Annotated in this window: 20 protein-coding genes and 1 pseudogene; all 21 read right to left on the bottom strand. The window is 69.1% G+C overall.

Annotated features, from left to right (window positions below; translation table 11 throughout):
* Positions 1-7: 7 nt before the first annotated feature.
* A complete protein-coding gene (gene nuoK / locus AC5Y6X_RS21640) occupies positions 8-307 on the bottom strand; it encodes an NADH-quinone oxidoreductase subunit NuoK (RefSeq protein ID WP_324678206.1) in 300 nt (99 codons plus the stop codon).
* Positions 304-1,119: an NADH-quinone oxidoreductase subunit J gene (locus tag AC5Y6X_RS21635; protein ID WP_499989403.1), complete on the bottom strand. Its 816-nt coding sequence runs from the start codon at positions 1,117-1,119 to the stop codon at positions 304-306. Before AC5Y6X_RS21635 ends, nuoK begins: the two co-directional genes overlap by 4 nt.
* Before the next feature lie 20 nt (positions 1,120-1,139).
* A pseudogene (gene nuoI / locus AC5Y6X_RS21630) lies at positions 1,140-1,694 on the bottom strand (NADH-quinone oxidoreductase subunit NuoI); the annotation flags it as partial.
* Entirely contained in the window at positions 1,678-2,940 is a 1,263-nt protein-coding gene (nuoH, locus tag AC5Y6X_RS21625; RefSeq protein ID WP_499989401.1) for an NADH-quinone oxidoreductase subunit NuoH, read from the bottom strand. The gene nuoH and the pseudogene nuoI, both read right to left, overlap by 17 nt.
* Before the next feature lie 11 nt (positions 2,941-2,951).
* Positions 2,952-5,369: an NADH-quinone oxidoreductase subunit G gene (locus tag AC5Y6X_RS21620; protein ID WP_499989061.1), complete on the bottom strand. Its 2,418-nt coding sequence runs from the start codon at positions 5,367-5,369 to the stop codon at positions 2,952-2,954.
* A 49-nt stretch (positions 5,370-5,418) separates the two neighbouring features.
* Positions 5,419-6,753, bottom strand: coding sequence for an NADH-quinone oxidoreductase subunit NuoF (nuoF, locus tag AC5Y6X_RS21615; protein ID WP_499989059.1), 1,335 nt, complete (start codon positions 6,751-6,753; stop codon positions 5,419-5,421).
* The gene (nuoE, locus tag AC5Y6X_RS21610; protein ID WP_324678198.1) at positions 6,753-7,532 is read right to left on the bottom strand and encodes an NADH-quinone oxidoreductase subunit NuoE; all 780 of its coding nucleotides are present in this window, start codon (positions 7,530-7,532) and stop codon (positions 6,753-6,755) included. The genes nuoF and nuoE overlap by 1 nt, the downstream gene beginning before the upstream one ends.
* The gene (nuoD, locus tag AC5Y6X_RS21605; RefSeq protein ID WP_499989057.1) at positions 7,529-8,857 is read right to left on the bottom strand and encodes an NADH dehydrogenase (quinone) subunit D; all 1,329 of its coding nucleotides are present in this window, start codon (positions 8,855-8,857) and stop codon (positions 7,529-7,531) included. The genes nuoE and nuoD overlap by 4 nt, the downstream gene beginning before the upstream one ends.
* Complete coding sequence (locus tag AC5Y6X_RS21600; protein WP_324678194.1) at positions 8,857-9,585, bottom strand: NADH-quinone oxidoreductase subunit C; 729 nt, start codon at positions 9,583-9,585, stop codon at positions 8,857-8,859. Before AC5Y6X_RS21600 ends, nuoD begins: the two co-directional genes overlap by 1 nt.
* Positions 9,582-10,136: a NuoB/complex I 20 kDa subunit family protein gene (locus AC5Y6X_RS21595; RefSeq protein ID WP_324678192.1), complete on the bottom strand. Its 555-nt coding sequence runs from the start codon at positions 10,134-10,136 to the stop codon at positions 9,582-9,584. The genes AC5Y6X_RS21600 and AC5Y6X_RS21595 overlap by 4 nt, the downstream gene beginning before the upstream one ends.
* 8 nt (positions 10,137-10,144) lie before the next feature.
* Positions 10,145-10,522: an NADH-quinone oxidoreductase subunit A gene (locus tag AC5Y6X_RS21590; protein WP_324678189.1), complete on the bottom strand. Its 378-nt coding sequence runs from the start codon at positions 10,520-10,522 to the stop codon at positions 10,145-10,147.
* Between the two features lie 252 nt (positions 10,523-10,774).
* The gene (locus tag AC5Y6X_RS21585) at positions 10,775-11,200 is read right to left on the bottom strand and encodes an Rv3143 family two-component system response regulator (RefSeq protein ID WP_324678187.1); all 426 of its coding nucleotides are present in this window, start codon (positions 11,198-11,200) and stop codon (positions 10,775-10,777) included.
* 30 nt (positions 11,201-11,230) lie between these two features.
* A complete protein-coding gene (locus AC5Y6X_RS21580; protein ID WP_499989054.1) occupies positions 11,231-11,779 on the bottom strand; it encodes a YceI family protein in 549 nt (182 codons plus the stop codon).
* Between the two features lie 18 nt (positions 11,780-11,797).
* Positions 11,798-12,196, bottom strand: coding sequence for a nuclear transport factor 2 family protein (locus tag AC5Y6X_RS21575; RefSeq protein WP_499989052.1), 399 nt, complete (start codon positions 12,194-12,196; stop codon positions 11,798-11,800).
* An 11-nt stretch (positions 12,197-12,207) separates the two neighbouring features.
* The gene (locus tag AC5Y6X_RS21570) at positions 12,208-12,555 is read right to left on the bottom strand and encodes a DUF6285 domain-containing protein (RefSeq protein WP_324678181.1); all 348 of its coding nucleotides are present in this window, start codon (positions 12,553-12,555) and stop codon (positions 12,208-12,210) included.
* Positions 12,552-13,532 (bottom strand): phosphotransferase family protein, encoded by a 981-nt coding sequence (locus AC5Y6X_RS21565; protein WP_499989050.1) that lies wholly within the window; start codon positions 13,530-13,532, stop codon positions 12,552-12,554. The genes AC5Y6X_RS21570 and AC5Y6X_RS21565 overlap by 4 nt, the downstream gene beginning before the upstream one ends.
* Positions 13,529-14,767: an acyl-CoA dehydrogenase family protein gene (locus AC5Y6X_RS21560; RefSeq protein ID WP_499989048.1), complete on the bottom strand. Its 1,239-nt coding sequence runs from the start codon at positions 14,765-14,767 to the stop codon at positions 13,529-13,531. The genes AC5Y6X_RS21565 and AC5Y6X_RS21560 overlap by 4 nt, the downstream gene beginning before the upstream one ends.
* A 21-nt stretch (positions 14,768-14,788) precedes the next feature.
* The gene (locus AC5Y6X_RS21555; protein WP_499989047.1) at positions 14,789-15,409 is read right to left on the bottom strand and encodes a TetR/AcrR family transcriptional regulator; all 621 of its coding nucleotides are present in this window, start codon (positions 15,407-15,409) and stop codon (positions 14,789-14,791) included.
* Positions 15,409-16,317 carry a hydroxymethylglutaryl-CoA lyase gene (locus tag AC5Y6X_RS21550; RefSeq protein ID WP_499989045.1) on the bottom strand — a complete coding sequence of 303 codons (909 nt, stop codon included), beginning with the start codon at positions 16,315-16,317 and terminating at the stop codon, positions 15,409-15,411. The genes AC5Y6X_RS21555 and AC5Y6X_RS21550 overlap by 1 nt, the downstream gene beginning before the upstream one ends.
* The gene (locus tag AC5Y6X_RS21545) at positions 16,314-17,528 is read right to left on the bottom strand and encodes a CaiB/BaiF CoA transferase family protein (protein ID WP_499989043.1); all 1,215 of its coding nucleotides are present in this window, start codon (positions 17,526-17,528) and stop codon (positions 16,314-16,316) included. The genes AC5Y6X_RS21550 and AC5Y6X_RS21545 overlap by 4 nt, the downstream gene beginning before the upstream one ends.
* On the bottom strand, positions 17,525-18,700 hold the full coding sequence (locus AC5Y6X_RS21540) for an alpha/beta hydrolase family protein (RefSeq protein WP_499989042.1): 1,176 nt from the start codon (positions 18,698-18,700) through the stop codon (positions 17,525-17,527). The genes AC5Y6X_RS21545 and AC5Y6X_RS21540 overlap by 4 nt, the downstream gene beginning before the upstream one ends.

Raw genomic sequence — 18,700 nt, 5'->3', positions numbered from 1 at the left:
GGCGTTCTTAGCCTTTGAGTAGGTTCGCGTCGTCGACCGACGCCGATTTACGGGTACGGAAAATCGTCATGATGATGGCCAGACCGACGACGACTTCGCAGGCGGCCACCACCATCGTGAAGAACGCGATCATCTGCCCGTCCAGGTGGCCGTGCATCCGCGCGAAGGTGACGAACGCGAGGTTGACGGCGTTGAGCATCAGCTCGACGCACATGAACATCACGATGGCGTTGCGCCGCAGCAGCACGCCGGCGGCGCCGATGGTGAACAGCAGCGCCGAAAGATAAAGGTAGTTGGCGGGATTCACGAGCTGCCGCCCCTGACAATCTCGGAGCCGACCTCGGAGCCGGCTTCGGGGGACGCGGTCCTGTGCTGGGTGAGCTCCCTGCCGTCCGCGCCGCGGCTGCGCAGTATCCGCGACACCGACAACCGCGAGTACGAGCCGTCCGGCAGCATCGCGGCCACGTCGACGGCGTTTCGGCGCGCGTACACACCGGGATTGGGCAGCGGGGTGGGATATGCGCCGCTCCGGAAGCGCTCCTCGGACAGCTCCCGTTGCGTCTTGCGCCGCGTGAAGCGCTCGCGGTGGGCCAGCACCATCGCCCCGATGGCGGCGGTGATCAGCAGCGCGCTGGTCAGCTCGAAGGCCCACAGATAGCGCGAAAAGATCAGTGCCGCCAGGCCTTCGACGTTGCCGTTGGCGTTGGCGGTGGTCAGCCCGGTGAAACCGCCGACGGCCACGTTGCCCATGGCGGCGATCAGCAGCACGCCGAACCCGACACCGGTGACCACCGCGGCGACCCGCTGACCGCGCAGCGTCTCCTTCAGCGATTCCGCGGAGTCGACGCCGATCAGCATCAGCACGAACAGGAACAGCATCATCACCGCGCCGGTGTAGACGACGACCTGCACGACGCCCAGGAACAGCGCGTCCTGGACCATGTAGAACACCGCCAGGCTGATCATCGTCATCGCCAGGAACATCGCCGAGTACACGGCGTTGACCGCCATGACCACCCCCAGCGCGCCGATCACCGCCAGCGCGCCCAGCACCCAGAACGTCACCGCCTCACCCGTGGAGGTGCGAGTGATGGTGTCCTGCGCGAGGTTTGAGGCCAGACCCGAGGCCAGCACCGCGATCACCGGGCCGCCCCGCCGTCCTGGTTCTCGAGCACCCCGTTCGCGGTCACGTTGCCCTGGTAGTAGTCCTTGTCGGTGGCGCCCGGGGCCCTGGGGTGCGGTGGTGCCGTCATCCCGGGCAGCAGCGGGGCCAGCAGTCGGTCCTTCTCGTAGATCAGGTCGGCGCGGTTGTCGTCGGCCATCTCGTAGTCATTGGTCATCGTCAGCGCCCGGGTCGGGCAGGCCTCGACGCACAGGCCGCAGCCGATGCACCGCAGATAGTTGATCTGATACACCCGGCCGTAGCGTTCCCCGGGCGAATACCTCGCCTCTTCGGTGTTGTCGGCGCCCTCGACGTAGATCGCGTCGGCCGGGCAGGCCCACGCGCACAGCTCGCACCCGATGCATTTCTCCAGGCCGTCGGGGTAGCGGTTGAGTTGGTGCCGGCCGTGGTAGCGCGGCGCGACCGGACCGGGTTTTTCCGGATACTCCTCGGTGACGTGCTTTTTGAACATCGATCCGAATGTCACGCCGAATCCGGCCACGGCGTCCAGGAATTTAGCCACGGGCCTTCTCCTTGCTCGCCGCCGCCAGGGATTTCGCCGGCAGCGGCGGTGTCGGGAATAGAGCTGCGGTGCTTTCGGGGCCGGCGAGCTGTTTGGCCCGGCGGCGCAGCTGTCGTTCCATCGCGCGAATATCGGGGGCGGTGAAGGGCTTTCGCAGCACCAGCACCAGCACCACACCGAACACCACGCTGCTGATCGCCAGCGCCGGGGTCCAATGCTCATACCCCTGGTTGCGCAGCGTGCGAATCACCCCCGCGATCAACACCCACACCAGCGAGGCCGGGATCAGCAGCTTCCAGCCAAGCCCCATGAACTGGTCGTAGCGCAGCCGGGGCAGCGAGGCCCGCAGCCAGAAGTACACGAACAGGAAGGTCCACATCTTGGCGGTGAACCAGAGCACCGGCCACCACCCGGTGTTGGCGCCCGCCCACATGTTCAGCGGCCACGGCGCATGCCAGCCGCCGAAGAACAAGACCGTGGCAAGGGAGGAAACCGTCATCATGTTGACGTATTCGGCCAGCATGAACATGGCGAACTTCAGCGACGAGTACTCGGTGTGGAATCCCGCGACCAGCTCGCCCTCGGCCTCGGGCAAATCGAATGGGGCGCGGTTGGTTTCACCGACCATCGAGATCAGGTAGATCAGGAACGACGGCAGCAGCAGGAACACGTACCAGACCCGGTCCTGGGAGGCCACGATCTGCGACGTCGACATGGTGCCGGCGTAGAGGAACACCGCCGCGAACGATAGCCCCATCGCCACCTCGTACGAGATGACCTGGGCGGTGGAGCGCACCCCGCCCAGCAGCGGGTAGGTGGACCCCGACGCCCAACCGCCCAGCACGATCCCGTACACCCCGATCGCCGACAGTCCCAGGATGAACAGCACCGCGACCGGGAGGTCGGTCAGCTGCAGCGGTGTGCGGTGGCCGAACACCGACACCACCGGGCCGAACGGAATGAACGCGAACGCGGTGAATGCGGGGATCGTGGAGATGACCGGCGCCGCGAAGTAGACGAACTTGTCGACGCCGCCCGGGGTGATGGTTTCCTTGAGCGCCAATTTGATTCCGTCGGCCAGGCTCTGCAGGGCGCCCCACGGCCCCACCCGGTTGGGGCCGGGCCGCAGCTGCATCCAGCCGAGAATCTTGCGTTCGAGCAGGATCGCGACCAGCACGTTGAGCATCAGGAACACGAAGATGGCCAGCGCCTTGCCCAGCACCAGCCACCAGGGGTCGTGCCCGAAGGCGGTCAACGCGGTCGTGTTCATGCGCCCACTCCGATTTTCACGATGCTGCCGATGGTCACACCCAACTGCTGGTGCACCGCCGAGCCCGGTGAGTTCAGCGGAAGCCACACCACCCGGTCGGGCATGTCGGTGACGTTGAGCGGCAGCGTGATTGACCCGCGCGACGTGCTGACTGTGACAGCGTCGCCCTCGGCGGCGCCGATCGAGGCCGCCGTGTCGGCCGAAAGCCGCACGACGGGGGTGCGCGCGGTGCCGGCCAGGTGCGGCTCGCCGTCCTGCATCCGGCCGTTGTCCAGCAGCATCCGCCAGCCGGTCAACACGGCCTCGCCCTGACCCGGCTGGGCCGGCTTCGGGCTTTCGACCCGCGGGCCGGCGACGTGCTTGCCGCCCCAGCCGCCCAGCCCGGACATCTCCTCGCGGGCCGCCTCGACGGTCGCCGCGTTCAGGTAGACGCCCATCTCGTCGGCCAGCGTGTCGAGCACGCGGTGATCCGATTGGCTCGCCTGCTGTGCGGTGCCGTGCAGGGCGGGGGAGAACCCGCGGTAGCGGCCCTCCCAGTTGACGAACGCGCCGGCCTTCTGCGCCGTCGACGCGACCGGGAAGACGACGTCGGCACGTTCGGTGACGGCGCTGTGCCGCAACTCCAGGCTGACCAGGAAGCCGACGGCGTCCAGGGCGGCCAGCACCGCGTCCGGATCGGCGAAGTCGCCGGGGTCGACGCCGCCGACCAGCAGCGCGGCCAGGGAGCCGTCGGTGGCGGCGGCCAGGATCGCCTCGGCGTCACGCCCGGCGGCAGCGGGCAATTCGTCGACGTGCCACGCGTCGGCGACCTGCGCCCGAGCGGCGTCGTCGGCGACGGGCCGACCGCCGGGCAGCAGCGTGGGCAGCGCCCCGGCCTCCAGCGCGCCGCGCTCGCCGGCGCGGCGCGGAACCCACGCCAGCCGGGCGCCGGTGGCGTCGGCGAGCCGGGCCGCGGCGGACAGCCCGCCGGAAACCGTGGCCAGGCGTTCCCCGACCATGATGACCGCACCCGGCCGCGACAGCAGGTCCCCGACCTCACCGGTGGCCAGCCCGTCCAGCGTGGCAGCCTCGGCGCCGGGCGGGGTTTGGAGCAACCGGCCGAACATCTTCGTCAGCGCGCGGGTGGCGAACGGCGCGACCGCGTACACGGGCACCCCGTGGTTGCGGGCCGCCTTGCGCAGCCGCAGGAACACGATGGGCGACTCGTCTTCGGGCTCGAACCCGACCAGCAACACGACCGGCGCCGACTCCAGGTCGGAATAGCTCACGGTCACCGGCCGGCCCGCCACCCGGGCGGCCAGAAAGTCGGCCTCCTCGGCCGAATGCGGGCGGGCGCGGAAGTCGATGTCGTTGGTGTCCAACACTATTCGCGCGAACTTGCTGTACGCGTAGGCGTCCTCCCAGGTTGCCCGGCCGCCGACCAGGACGCCGGTGCGCCCGCGGGCCGCCTCGAGGCCCTGGGCCGCCGCCACGATCGCGTGCGACCACGACGCCGGCTGCAGCCCGCCGTTCGCATCCCGGATCAGGGGAGTGGTGATCACGTCCGGCTGGGTCGCGTAGGTGAAGGCCCACCGGCCCTTGTCGCAGTTCCACTCCTCGTTGACCTCGGGGTCGTCGCCGGCCATCCGGCGCAGCACCTTTCCGCGGCGGTGGTCGGTGCGCTGGGCGCACCCCGAGGCGCAGTGCTCGCACACGCTGGGGCTGGACACCAGGTCGAACGGGCGGGCGCGGAAGCGGTACGCGGTCCCCGTCAGCGCGCCCACCGGGCAGATCTGCACCGTGTTGCCCGAAAAGTAGGAGTTGAACGGCTCATTGGCGTAGATGCCGATCTGCTGCTGCGCGCCGCGCTCCAGCACGTCGATGAACTTGTCGCCGGCGATCTGCTCGGAGAACCGGGTGCAGCGCACGCACGAGATGCACCGCTCCCGATCCAGCAGCACCTGCGACGAGATGTTGATGGGCTTGGCGAAGTGCCGTTTGTTGTCATGGAAGCGGCTCTCGGGCCGGCCGTTGGACATCGCCTGGTTCTGCAGCGGGCATTCGCCGCCCTTGTCGCACATCGGGCAGTCCAGCGGATGGTTGATCAGCAGCAACTCCATCACGCCGTGCTGGGCCTTGTCGGCGACCTCCGACGTCAGCTGGGTGCGCACCACCATCTCGTCGGTGGCCACCACCGTGCACGCGGTCATCGGCTTGCGCTGACCCTCGATCTCCACGATGCATTGCCGGCACGCGCCCACCGGGTCGAGCAGCGGATGCTCGCAGAACCGCGGGATCTGGATGCCCATCAGCTCGGCCGCGCGGATCACCAAAGTGCCCTTGGGAACGCTGATTTCGACGTCGTCGATGGTCAACGTCACCATGTCCGGCGGACGCACCTCGTCGCCGGTCGCGGGTTTGGCCGCCTGGGTCATGAGCGCCGCTCCTCCTCATCGCTCCGCTCTGCATCGTCGCCGGCGCGGGTCACGCGTTACCTCCGTTGGGCATCAGCATCGAGTCTCGGGGGTCGAACGGGCAGCCGCCGCCCTCGACGTGGGCGACGTACTCGTCGCGGAAGTACCGGATCGACGATTGCACCGGCATCGCCGCGCCATCGCCCAACGCGCAGAACGACTTTCCGAACAGGATGTCGGCGATGTCGAGCAGCGTGTCCACGTCCTCGTGGGTGCCGCGGCCCGTCTCCAGTCGCTCGTAGATCGGCGCCAGCCAGTAGGTGCCCTCCCGGCAGGGCGTGCATTTCCCGCACGACTCGTGCTTGTAGAACTCCGACCAGCGCCGGGCCGCGCGCACCACGCACGTCGTCTCGTCGAAAATCTGCAGCGCCTTGGTGCCCAGCATCGAACCGGCCCCGCCCACGCCCTCGTAGTCCAGCGGCACGTCGAGGTGCTCCTCGGTGAGGATCGGTGTCGACGACCCGCCGGGCGTCCAGAACTTGAGCCGATGCCCGGCCCGCACCCCGCCGGCGTATTCGAGCAACTCGCGCAACGTGATACCCAGCGGGGCCTCGTACTGGCCCGGCCGGGTGACGTGACCGGACAGCGAATACAGCGTGAAGCCGGGCGATTTCTCGCTGCCCATCGACCGGAACCAGTCGACGCCGTTGAGGATGATCGGCGGGACGCTGGCGATCGACTCGACATTGTTGATCACCGTGGGGCAGCCGTAAAGACCGGACACCGCGGGGAACGGCGGCCGCAGCCGCGGCTGGCCGCGGCGGCCCTCCAGCGAGTCGAGCAGCGCGGTCTCCTCGCCGCAGATGTAGGCGCCCGCACCGGCGTGCACCACCAGCTCGAGATCGAAGCCGGAACCGTTGATGTCGCGACCCAGGTAACCCGCCTCGTAGGCCTCGGCGACCGCGTTCTGCAGCCGGCGCAACACCGGCAGCACCTCTCCGCGCACGTAGATGAACGCGTGGTGGGCCCGGATCGCGTAGCAGGCGATGATGACGCCCTCGACGAGCATGTGCGGGGTCGCCAGCATCAGCGGAATGTCTTTGCACGTACCGGGTTCCGACTCGTCGGCGTTGACCACCAGGTAGTGCGGCTTGGCGGCCGGGCCGGTGTCACCCTGCGGGATGAACGACCACTTCGTCCCGGTGGAAAAACCCGCGCCGCCGCGGCCGCGCAGGCCGGAGTCCTTGACGATCCCCATCACCTCGTCGGGCTCCATGCTCAGCGCCTTCTGCATCGCCTGATAGCCGTCGTGGCGTCGATAGGTCGCCAAGGTCCACGATTCGGGGTCGTCCCAGTAGCGGCTGATCACCGGCGTCAACGGTGTCGCCTGGACGGCGGCGGCCATTACTGCTCCTCCCCGGGAGCGCCCGGCGCCGGCGGTGCCTGCATGCCGAGCTCCTTCGCGATCTTCAGGCCGGCCAGGGTGGCCGCACCCGCGCCGCCCTGGCCCTGGTCGGGGCGCTCGTCGGGCAGGCCCGCCAGGATGCGCGAGGTCTCGCGGAAGGGGCACAGCGGGGCGCCGCGGGTGGGCGGCGCGGGCTTGCCGTCGCGCAGCGAGTCGACGAGTTCGCGGGCCGACTCCGGCGTCTGGTTGTCGAAGAACTCCCAGTTGACCATGACCACCGGCGCGAAATCGCAGGCGGCGTTGCACTCGATGTGTTGCAGGGTGATCTTGCCGTCGGGGGTGGTCTGGTCGTTGCGGACGCCGAGATGGTTGACCAGCGTCTCGAATATGGCGTCGCCGCCCATGATCGCGCACAGCGTGTTGGTGCAGACTCCGACCAGGTAGTCGCCGGTGGGACCGCGGCGGTACATGGTGTAGAAGCTGGCCACCGCGGCCACCTCGGCACCGGTCAGCCCGAGCTGCTCGCCGCAGAACTCCAGGCCCGCGGGTGTCAGGTAGGAGTCCTCGGATTGCACCAGGTGCAGCAGCGGCAGCAGCGCCGAGCGCTTGTCGGGGTAGCGGCCGATGATGTCCTTGGCGTCGACCTCCAGCCGCGCGCGCACCTCGGCCGAATACGACTGCGGCGCACCCTCGACGACGAACTGGTTGGGTTCCTCCGGTGGTGGTCCGAGCCTGATGAAGACGCGCTCGCCGTTGTTGCCTACCCCCGGTGCCGTCATCGGTCGACCCCGCCCATCACCGGGTCGATGCTCGCGACCGCGGTGATCAGGTCGGCGACCAGTCCGCCCTCGCACATCGCGGCGACCGACTGCAGGTTGGTGAACGAGGGGTCCCGGTAATGCACGCGGTAGGGGCGGGTGCCGCCGTCGCTGACCATGTGCACGCCCAGCTCACCGCGCGGCGACTCCACCGCGACGTAAACCTGGCCCGCCGGAACGCGAATGCCCTCGGTGACCAGTTTGAAATGGTGGATCAGCGCCTCCATCGAGCTGCCCATGATCTTCGCGATGTGCTCCGGTGAGTTGCCCAGGCCGTCGGGCCCGACCTTCAGGTCGGCCGGCCAGGCGATCTTGCGGTCGTCGACCATGGTCGGTCCCGGTCGCAACTTGTCCAGGCACTGCTCGAGGATCTTCAGCGACTCCCGCATCTCCTTGACGCGAATCATGTAGCGCCCGTACGCATCACAGCTGTCGTCGGTGATCACGTCGAATTCGTAGTTCTCGTACCCGCAGTAGGGTTCGCTCTTGCGCAGGTCGTGGGGCAGCCCGGTGGATCGCAGGATGGGTCCGGTGATGCCCAGCGCCATGCAGCCGGTCAGATCCAGGTAGCCCACGCCCTGGGTGCGGGCCTTCCAGATCGCGTTCTCGTTGAGCAGATTCTCCAGGTCGTTCAGCCGGCGGCTGAGCAGGCCGATGGTCTCCCGGACCTCGTCGGCCGCGTTGGGGGGTAGATCCTGCGCCAGTCCACCGGGCCGGATGTAGTTGTGGTTCATCCGCAAACCGGTGATCGACTCGAACAGGTTCAGGATGAGTTCGCGGTCCCGGAAGCCGAGGAACATCGCGGTCATCGCGCCCAACTCCATGCCGCCGGTCGCCAGCGCGACCAGATGCGACGAGATCCGGTTGAGCTCCATCATCATGACGCGGATGACGTTGACCCGCTCCGGTATCTCGTCGGTGATGCCGAGCAGCTTCTCCACACCCAGGCAGAAGGCGGTCTCGTTGAAAAACGGTGACAGGTAATCCATTCGGGTCACGAAGGTGACACCCTGTGTCCAGTAACGGTATTCGAGGTTCTTCTCGATTCCGGTGTGCAGGTAGCCGATCCCGCAGCGGGCCTCGGTGACCGTTTCGCCCTCGATCTCCAGGATCAGCCGCAACACCCCGTGCGTGGACGGGTGCTGGGGCCCCATGTTGACGACGATGCGTTCCCCGGGGTCGGCGGCGCGGGCGGCTTCGACGACCTGTTCCCAGTCCTGGCCGCCGGCCACGACGACCGTCTCGGGGCCGCCGCCGTCGTGTGTCGAATCGGTGACTGTGCTCATCAGTTGTAGGCTCTCCGCTCGTCGGGCGGGGGTATCTGGGCGCCTTTGTATTCCACCGGGATCCCGCCGAGCGGGTAGTCCTTGCGTTGCGGATGCCCGTGCCAGTCGTCGGGCATCTCGATGCGGGTCAGCGACGGGTGCCCGTCGAAGATGATGCCGAAGAAGTCGTAGGTCTCGCGCTCGTGCCAGTCGTTGGTCGGGTAGATCGAGAACAGCGACGGGATGTGTGGATCACCATCGGGCGCACACACTTCCAGCCGGACGCGCCGATTGTGGGTGATCGACTGCAGCGGGTAGACGGCGTGCAGCTCGCGGCCGGTCTCGTGCGGGTAGTGCACCCCGCTGACGCCGAGGCAGAGCTCGAAGCGCAGGGGCGGTTCGTCGCGCAGGCGCTGGGCCACCTGCGGCAGCAGCTCCCGGCGCACGTGCAGGGTCAGCTCGTCGCGGTAGACGACGACTTTCTCGATGGCGTCGGCGAATTGGATGCCGCCGGCCTCGAGCGCGTCGGCCAGCCGGTCGACCACCTCGTCGAAGTAGCCGCCGTACGGCCGGGGGCTGCTGCCCGGCAGCGTGACCGCCCGCACCAGCCGTCCGTATCCGGACGTGTCACCGGTGCCGGACGCCCCGAACATGCCGTGGCGGACGTTGATGACCTCCTCGCCGGGGGAAGGGACGGAGCCGCCCACCTCGCTGGCGGCCACCTTCGGGTCGTGATCGGGCGAGCTCATCGAAGCAGCCCACGCATCTCGATCGTCGGCTTGGTCGCCAGCGCCGCCTGCTCGGCCTCGGCGATGGCCTCTTCCCGGTTGACGCCCAGCGGCATTTCCTGAATCTTCTCGTGCAGCTTGAGGATTGCGTGCAGCAGCATCTCCGGGCGCGGTGGGCAGCCGGGCAGGTAGATGTCCACCGGGACGACGTGGTCCACACCCTGCACGATCGCGTAGTTGTTGAACATTCCGCCCGACGACGCGCACACGCCCATGGCCAGCACCCACTTCGGCTCGCCCATCTGGTCGTAGATCTGGCGCAGCACCGGCGCCATCTTCTGGCTGACCCGTCCGGCCACGATCATCAGGTCGGCCTGCCGCGGCGTCGCCGAGAAACGCTCCATGCCGAAGCGCGCGATGTCGAACCTCGGCCCCGCCGTCGCCATCATCTCGATCGCGCAGCAGGCCAGCCCGAACGTTGCCGGCCACAACGAGTTCTTGCGGACGTAACCGGCGACCTTCTCGACCGTCGACAGCAGGATGCCGCCGGGCAGCTGTTCTTCCAGGCCCACGTCTTACCTCAATCCCACGTCAGGCCGCCGCGGCGCCACACGTACGCGTAGGCCACGAAGACCGTCAGCATGAACACCACCATCTCGACCAACGCGAACGTCCCCAGGGCGTCGTAGCTCACCGCCCAGGGATACAGGAACACGATCTCGATGTCGAAGACGATGAACAGCATTGCGGTCAGGTAGTACTTCACCGGGAACCGCTGGCCCGGCCTGGCTTGCGGGCCGCTCACCGACGTCTCGGTGGGTTCGATCCCGCACTCGTAGGCGGCCTGCTTCGACTTGTTGTAGCGCGACGGGCCGACCAGGCTTGCCAGCGCCACCGAGCCGACGGCAAAGGCGGCGGCAATCGCGCCTAGCACCAGGATGGGTATGTAGACGTTCAATTCGCTCCATGATCCGTCGTGGGGCCGTCTCCCAAGGCTTGAGCGGCGGCCGGGCGGTAACCGGGCTGCTGTGACGAACGGGGTCTGTAGTGCGCCACAGTGACCTTCAACATAGCGTCGCGACGCCCGGCGCCGTTGCCCGGGGTGGTGCTTTCGGGAGGTTTCCGGGACGGCCGGCGCGGGCGCCGCGGGGCAGCCCCGGGTGCGTGTCCGTCACCGCAGGTGAGGACGGCGATCGCGGGCGTGATCGGGCTAGCGGGCGGGGGTGCGCAGCAGGCCGAGCACCGTGCGGCCCAACACGATGGGGTCGACGGGGTGCGGCACCGCGGCCTCGGCGCGCGACCAACTGGCCAGCCAGGCGTCGTCCGGGCGCCCGGTGAGCACCACGATCGGCGGGCAGGTCGCGAGTTCGTCCTTGAGCTGCTTGGCGATGCCCATGCCGCCGGTCGGGGTGGCCTCGCCGTCGAGGATGGCCAAGTCGATGCCGCCCTCGTCCATCGTGCGTATCACCATCGGACCGGTCGCCACCTCGACGTAGTTCAGCTCCGGCAGGTCCGGGTGCAGGCGTCGGCCCAGTGCCCGAATCACTTGTTGGCGCGTGTGGGCGTTGTTGCTGTAGACGAGGATCCGCAGGGCAACGCTGGTTTCGAGGCTGGACTCGGGGCTCGAGGCGGGCACGGTGCAGATCGTACTGGTGCCGCGGCGGCCCTACCGGGGCGCCCGCTCGAAGATGACGTCTCCGGCCGCCGTCGCCGTGGCGCCGATCATGCCGAACTTGTTCCAGCCCAAGTCGAACCGGGAGCGATCGATCTCGGTTTGGCCGCAGATCCGGACGCAGCCGTCCTCGAGCTCGGTGATGGTCACCGGCAGGGGCAGCGGCGCGGTGACGCCCTTGATGGTGAGGTTCGCGCCGAGCTCGGCGGCCTTGCCCTTCGGGGGGCCCTCGGTGGGGCGCACCGCGGTGACGACGACGCTGATCTGATCGAAGCGTTCGGCGTCGAAGAAGTCGGCCGAGCGCAGGTGCTTGTCGCGGCGACCGATGCCGGTGTCCAGCGACGCGGCGCGGATGTCGAGGCGGCCGAAGACCGCGCCCTTGCCGGTGAGTTGCCCGTCGCCGCCGAAGTCGGTGAAGCGTCCCTTGACGGTCAGCAGGCCCCACATGTTCTTGACCTCGAAGGTGATCGCCGAGCGATCCGGGACGATCTTCCACACGCCGGCCATCTCGGGATCGTTGAGCAGTGTCTCCAACGTCGTCATCGTCGCCTCTCTCGTTCGTCACCCCATCAGGGGGGCTATCCCCGCGGGGTCGAAGTATTCGTCGATCCGATCGATCAGCCCGTCGGCGCCCACCTCGATCACGATGCAGACGCGCAGCGAGATCGATTGGCCGGCATGGCCGGTGGCGCGCAGGATGTGCTGCTGGACGAAGCCGCCTGCCGGTCCGTCACTGAACAGCCGGCGATCCAGGATCTCGTAGCGGCGCTCGGTGGTGACGTCGATGAACCAGTCGATGACCCGCAGCGCGCGGGCCTTGTCGTCATCGCGGCGCGCACCGACGCGCCAGACGGCGATGTCGTCGCTCCACATTCGGGCGACCGCGTCCTTGTCGCCCTTCTCGATCGCCGTGAACAGGCGGTCGGCTACGTCGACGACGGTTTCCGCGGTGGTGGGCATGGCACTGGCTCCTATTCGCTGTCGTATCCGGGATGGGCAACCGCCAGCCGGTGCCGGACCAGGGTCCGCAGGCAGGCCGTGACGTCCTCGGTGCGCCCGTCCAGCTCACCGGCCCGGATCGCGGCGGCAAGGCCGGTCTCGTCGGCGAACCCCAGGCCGGCCAGCGCCGCGCGCGCCTGCCCGGCACCGTCGTCGAGCAGCTCGCGCTCGACGATGCGTAGGACGTTGGCGGCCACCCGGGCGTGGAAGTTGACCTGTCCGCCGGTCGCCTCGCGCACATCGCCTTCGATGAATTCGGCCACCGCCGCCACCAGCTCGGCCGCCGTCGGCCGGCCGTGCAGCGGGTCACCGGACGTCACGGGCGGGCCCCCTCTTCGCGGCGTGCCTCGAGCAGGTCGAGCAGATCCCACTCGGTCTCGCAGACGCGGCGCCCGATCGCCGCCAATTCCACCGAGCGGACCTGCCCGCTCAGGTGGCGCTCGGCCTGGTGCCGGCAGATGACACCCCAGCGCAGCGTGGCCAGCACCAGCCACCAGTGAAACGCCACCCGATCGACGGTAGTCCCGCCGGCCTCCTCGTAGGCAACCAAGAAGCTCTCGATGCTGCCGAGGCCGCCGGCCCCCAGGCCGGCCGGCGCGCCGAACCGCCAGGCCCGGATGCAGAACCAGGCCAGGTCCTCGTAGGCCTGCCCGCGGTGCACCAGCTCCCAATCCAGAACGGCGGCAAGGTCGCAACCGTCGACGATGAGGTTTCCCATCCGGAAGTCGCCGTGCACCAGCACGGTGGGCGAGGGCTCGGGCCTGCGGGCGGCCAGCCAGCGAAACCCCCACTCGAAGGTGGCCGTGGTGTCGCCCATCGCGTCGAGCCGCGCGCGCCACTCGTCGAGCTCGTCCGCTTCGGTCAGCCCGGGCAGGTCCGCGTCGGCCCGGTGGATGGCGGCCAGCGCCCGGGCGCATTGGCGCAGCAGGTTGGCGCGGCCCGTCTCGTCGAGGCGGCGCTGGATGCGACGGACGATGGTCTCGCCCTTGATCTCGTCGCAGATGAGAAACGGATTGCCCAGTGCGGCAGGCGAATCGTCGGCGACCAGGATGTGCGGGACCGGCGCGCCGGCCGCGGCGGCGGCGGCCTGCGACCGGGCCTCCAGTTCCATGCCGGCGTGCACGTCGTCGGGTGGGCCGGCGCGCAGGATGAGCGGACGGCGCCGCCCATCGGTGACTGCCTCGAACGCCCACGTGGTTCTGCTGGCGCCGCCGGTCAGCGCGCGCAGGTTGCCGATCGTCACGTCGGCGCCCAGCACCGGGCCCAACACTGCGGGCAATCGGTCGTGCAAATTCACTTGCTGCCGAACTTGAACAGCCGCTGGGCCACTCGGCGGATCTGGATCTCCTCGGCGCCCTCGGTGATCCGGTAGCGGCGGTGGTGACGGTAGATGTGCTCGAAGGGCTCGTGGCGGCTGTACCCGAGGCCGCCGAAGACCTGCATGGCGCGGTCGGCGGCGTCGCAGACCAGCCGGTTGGCGCGGTAGTTGGCCATCGACACCTTGTCGGAGACCTCCATGTGGTGGTCGCGGTCCAGGTGCCACGCCGCGTATTGGACCAGCAGCCGTACCATCTGGGCCTCGGTCTGCAACTCCGCCAGCGGCCATTGGACGGCCTGGTTGACCGACAGCGGCCTGCCGAACACCGTGCGCCTGCCGGCGTACTCCGCGGCCCGGTCGATGCAGTATTGCGCGGCGCCCAGGCTGCTGGCGGCCTGGCGAATCCGGTTCTCGTGCAAGAACGTCTGGGCGACCTCGAGGCCGCGGTCCACCTCGCCGAGCACCGCGTCGGCGGGCACCCGCACATCGGTCAGCTCGACCTCGCCGTGGTCGGTGGGCATGTTGAACGTCCACCAGTAGTAGGGCACGTTGAACCCCGGCGCGTCGGTCGGGACCATGAACGCGGTGATGCCCCGGGCCTGTCCGGGCTCGCCGGACGTGCGGGCGAACACCAGATCGTGGGTGGCGCGGTGCACGCCGGTGTTGAACCGCTTGGAGCCGTTGATCACCCAGTCCTCGCCGTCGGGCTTGGCGTGGGTTTCCAGCCAGGTCGCGTCGGAGCCGTGCCGCGGCTCGGTGAGGCCGAACGCCATCGAGCGCTCCCCGGTGATCAGCGCCTCCGACCAGACCCGTCGTTGCTCGTCGGTGCCGAACCGCTCCATCATGATCACTTGCGGGAAGTTCCCGACGATCGAGGATTCGTTCTGCAGGTCGTTGTGCAGGCCAAGGCCCTTGTGCGCCAGGTGCTCCCGGATGACGGCCATGTCGACGTTGGAACCGTCGCGACCGCCCAGCGAGGCGGGCAGCCCGTAGCGCAGCCAGCCGGCCCGGTCGGCCCGCCGGCGCATCTCGGCGAGCAGGTCCTCCCACTCCCGCGTCGGGATGCCGTCGTTGTCCCAGTCGGTGCGGGCATGCTCGCGGCGCTGGTCGAAGTACTGCATGTTGTCGGCCTGCAGCGGCGCGATCTCGCGCTCGATGAACGCGTCCATCTCGGCAAGCAGCCCCGGAAGGTGTTCTGGCAGAGTGAAATCCACGCTGATCTCCTCACGATCTCGTTACGCGCCGTACAGGGTTTTCTTCCAGATTGTGGACAGGGTGGCGATGGCGTCCTCGTCGCTGATCCTCACGCCCAGCCCGCCCGGACCCGACGGGCCGACGAAGACGGTGGTGAAGTTCTCGAACAGCAGCGCGATGGCCGCCGCCGTGTGCTGCGGGTTGAGCTCTTTGCCGTAGCCCTGTTCCTGCGCGCGGCGGACCGAGGCGGCCACGATGTCCATGCCGAAACGCCGAAACTCGTTCTGCACGGCCGCGAACCGCTGCTGGGTGGCGCCCAGCTGGGCGACGGCGATCATGATGCCGATGTTCTGCTTGAAGATGTTCCAGTACCCGGTGACCACCGAGGTGAAGAACGCCTCGTCGTCGGGCGAGTCCGGCAGGTGCACGCTCAGCCCGGACGGCGTCACGACGTCGCGCAGAAAGGACTCGGCGAGCGCGGCCAGCAGGTCTTCCTTGTCGGCGAAATACCGGTAGAACACCGCCGGCGACTTGCCCGCGGCCGACGTGATGTCGGCCAGCGTGGTGCCGTGAAAGCCGCGCTCCGCGAACAGCTTTCGCGCGGCCTGCTCGATGGCCTGCCTGGTCTGGCGGCCCTTGGAGGTCAGTTCGCGGGTGGGCATCAGGCCTGCATTCGGTCGCCGGCGCGCAGCAGGGCACTCGGCAGGTCATGGCCGACGACCGACCGCGCGACCTCCGCCGCCGCGATGGCGGCCTGCAGGTCGACGTCGACGTCGATGCCGCTGTCGCGCAGCAGGTACACCAGGTCCTCGGTGGCGATGTTGCCGGTGGCGCCCGGCGCGAACGGGCAGCCACCCAGCCCGCCGACCGAGGCGTCCAGGCGGGTGACGCCGGAGCCGACCGCCGCATAGGCGCAGGCCAGCCCGGCGCCGCGGGTGTTGTGGAAGTGCGCGCCCAGCGGCATGTCGCCGATGACCGGACGCAGTTGGGCGACAAGCGAACTCACCCTGCCCGGGGTGGTCGTGCCGATGGTGTCGGCGATGCAGAAGCGGTCCACGCCCCGCTCGCGGGCGGCGGCGGCGATGTCGAGCACCCGCCGGGGCGGGGTGGGGCCCTCGAACGGCGAGTCCCACGCGGTGGCGACGATGACCTCGACGGTGACAGGGACGTCGGTGGGGCCGTCGTGCGCGATGGCCACGATCTCGCCGATCTGTTCGGTGGCCTCGGCGCTGGTGCGCCCGACGTTGGCCCGGCTGAAGGCGTCGTCGGCGGCCACCACGTACTCGATCGATCGCAGGCCGGCGGCGACGGCGCGGTTGGCCCCGCCGGGGCTGGCGACCAGGGCGGAGAACTCGATGCCGGGATACTCGTGCAGGTGCGCGGCGAGTTCGGCGGCGTCGGCCATCGACGGCACCTTGGTGGGGGAGACGAAGGCCGTGGCCTCCACCTCCCGCACCCCGGTGGCGGCCACGGCCGCCAGCAGTTCCAGCTTGGCCGACAACGGGATTGGCTTTTCTATCTGCAGGCCGTCGCGCAGCGACACCTCGCGGATGTCGACGTGGGAGTTCATACGACCTCCTCGGCGCGCAACTCGTCGAGTTGCTCGGCGGTCTTGCCCAGCAGCCCGATGTAGACGTCGTCGTTGTGCTGTCCGGGACGCGCGGGGCCGGCGTTGCGGACGGCGCCCGGCGACTCGGACAGCACCGGCACGATCCCCGGCCCCAAGACGTTACGCCCGACGCGCTCGTCGTAGTGCTCGACCAGCATGCCGCGGGCCTTCAGCTGTGGGTCTTCGACCACCTCGGCGACCGTGTTGATCGGCCCCGAGATCACGCCCGCGGCGCCGAGCGTTTCGATGATCTCGCCGGGTTGCCGCTCGGCGGCCCAGGCGCCGATGAGCTCGTCGAGTTCGTCCTGATTGCGCCCGCGCGCCCGGTGCGTGGCGAACCGGTCGTCGGTGGCCAGCTCGGGCCGGCCCATCGCCTTGCACAGCCGGGCGAACACGGTGTCCTGGTTCGCGGCGATGACCACCCAGGAGCCGTCGGCGCTGCGGTAGATGTTGGACGGCGCGATGCCCTCCAGCCGGGTGCCCGACGGCCCGCGCACCACGCCGCCCACGTCGTAGTCGGGGATCGTGGATTCCTGGACGGCCAAACATGATTCGGTGAGCGCGACGTCGACCACCTGGCCGCGGCCGGTCACGCCGCGGCGGTACAGGGCGGCCAGCGCGCCCTGGGCGCCGAACATCCCGGCCAGGCTGTCGCCGAGGGAGAGCGCCAGCCGGGGCGGCGGGCCGCCCGGGAAGCCGTTGAGGTGCCGCAGCCCGCTGGCCGCCTCGGCCACCGAGGCGTAGCCCGCCTTGTGCGCCTCGGGCCCGGTCTGCCCGTAGCCGGAGACCCGGACCAGGATGATGCCCGGATTCCGTTCGGACAGCACGTCGTAGCCCAGGTTCCACTTCTCCAGCGTGCCCGGCCGGAAGTTCTCCACCACGATGTCGGACTTCTCGACGAGCTCGAGGAACAGCTCGCGGCCGCGGGGCCGGCGCAGGTCGAGGGTGATCGCGCGCTTGTTGCGGGCGTGCACCGTCCAGAAGACGTGGTGCCCGTCGAGCTCGGCCTGGCCCCAGGTGCGCAGCGGGTCCGGGGCGCCGGGCGGCTCCACCTTGATGACGTCGGCGCCCATGTCGCCGAGCAGCCGGCCCGCGAACGGTCCGGCGATCAGGGTGCCCAGCTCGAGCACCCGGATGCCGTCGAGCGCGCCGGCAATACTTTGCGCGGTCATCCGGTCTCCGCGAAGCCGTGGCGGATCAGCCAGTCGGTGATGATCTCGACGGCCCGCCGCAGCTTGTCGCGCTGGTCGGGCCCGGCGTAATAGTGTGTGGCGCCAGGGATTTCGTGCATCTCCTTATCTGGGTGCCCGATCGCCTCGAACAGCCGCCGGGTGTGGCTGGGCGTGCAGGCGTCATCGGCCAGGTTACCGATCACCAGCGCCGGGACCGCGATGTCGCGCCCGCAATCCACCCCGTCGCCGCGGGCCTCGTCGTAGCTCCACTGCGACAGCCAGCCGCGTAGCGTCGAGAAGCGGGCCAGCCCGACCGGGCTCATGTTCACCACCCGAGGGTCGCCCAGGTAGCAGGTTCCCGGGGTGCGTTCGTTCGGGTCGACCGTGGGATCCAGCCAGCGCGGGTCGGCCATGGTGCCGTGCACGACGAAGCAGAACTCGTCGTCGGGGCGGCCGCCGGCCCTCAGTTCGGCGAGCTTGTCCTTGACCCACGCGGTGATCCGGCGGTTGCGGTCGATCTGGGCCTGCCGGTAGCGGGCGAGGAACTCCTGGCTGTAGGGCGGCTGGTTGGGGTTGTCGGGGTTGTACAGGTCGAGCTCGGGATCGCGCTTGGTGGGGTCGGATTCGTCGAGGATGGACGCGTCGAGCCATTCGGTCAGCGTGCCGTGCCGGCTGATGTGCGCGGCCAGCAGCATGATGCCGTCGGCGGCGGGCAGCTCCAGCTTGGTGAGGTCGGGGCCGTCGCCCGACGGGCTCGACGTGATGGTCGCGTGCTGGGCCTGCTGCTGGTAGAACACCGACAGCGAGCCGCCGCCGCTCCACCCGGCCAGCACGACCCTGCTGTAGCCCAGCCGTTTTTTGGCGTCCTTGATGCACTCGCCGAGGTCCTCGACCACCTTCTCCATCAGCAGCGCCGAATCGGTTCCGCGGAACCGGCTGTTGCAGTAGATGACGTGGTGGCCGGCCCGGGCCAGGCCGTTGATCATCGGCAGGTACGCGCCGCCGCCGATCGGGTGCATGAACACCAGGACGGTGTCCGACGGCTTGTCGTTCGGCCTGAGCAGGTAGCTCTCCAGCACGGTGATCTCGGCCAGGCCGCCGTACACGTCGCGCACAGCGGAATTGTTCTGGAACGCAACGAGATACGGGATGCGATCGTATTCGTGTTTCAC

The sequence above is a fragment of the Mycobacterium sp. NGS26 genome, from assembly GCF_059813025.1.
This window is presented reverse-complemented; position numbering and strand designations above follow the sequence as displayed.

Excerpts from the sequence above, each read along its gene's own strand:
- AC5Y6X_RS21600 (WP_324678194.1), bottom strand. The coding sequence starts at position 9,585 with ATGAGCTCGCCCGATCACGACCCGAAGGTGGCCGCCAGCGAGGTGGGC.
- AC5Y6X_RS21620 (WP_499989061.1), bottom strand. The coding sequence starts at position 5,369 with ATGACCCAGGCGGCCAAACCCGCGACCGGCGACGAGGTGCGTCCGCCG.
- AC5Y6X_RS21575 (WP_499989052.1), bottom strand. The coding sequence starts at position 12,196 with ATGCCCACCACCGCGGAAACCGTCGTCGACGTAGCCGACCGCCTGTTC.
- AC5Y6X_RS21580 (WP_499989054.1), bottom strand. The coding sequence starts at position 11,779 with ATGACGACGTTGGAGACACTGCTCAACGATCCCGAGATGGCCGGCGTG.
- AC5Y6X_RS21555 (WP_499989047.1), bottom strand. The coding sequence starts at position 15,409 with ATGCCCACCCGCGAACTGACCTCCAAGGGCCGCCAGACCAGGCAGGCC.
- nuoE (WP_324678198.1), bottom strand. The coding sequence starts at position 7,532 with ATGACGGCACCGGGGGTAGGCAACAACGGCGAGCGCGTCTTCATCAGG.
- AC5Y6X_RS21545 (WP_499989043.1), bottom strand. The coding sequence starts at position 17,528 with ATGACCGCGCAAAGTATTGCCGGCGCGCTCGACGGCATCCGGGTGCTC.
- AC5Y6X_RS21550 (WP_499989045.1), bottom strand. The coding sequence starts at position 16,317 with ATGAACTCCCACGTCGACATCCGCGAGGTGTCGCTGCGCGACGGCCTG.
- nuoD (WP_499989057.1), bottom strand. The coding sequence starts at position 8,857 with ATGAGCACAGTCACCGATTCGACACACGACGGCGGCGGCCCCGAGACG.
- nuoF (WP_499989059.1), bottom strand. The coding sequence starts at position 6,753 with ATGGCCGCCGCCGTCCAGGCGACACCGTTGACGCCGGTGATCAGCCGC.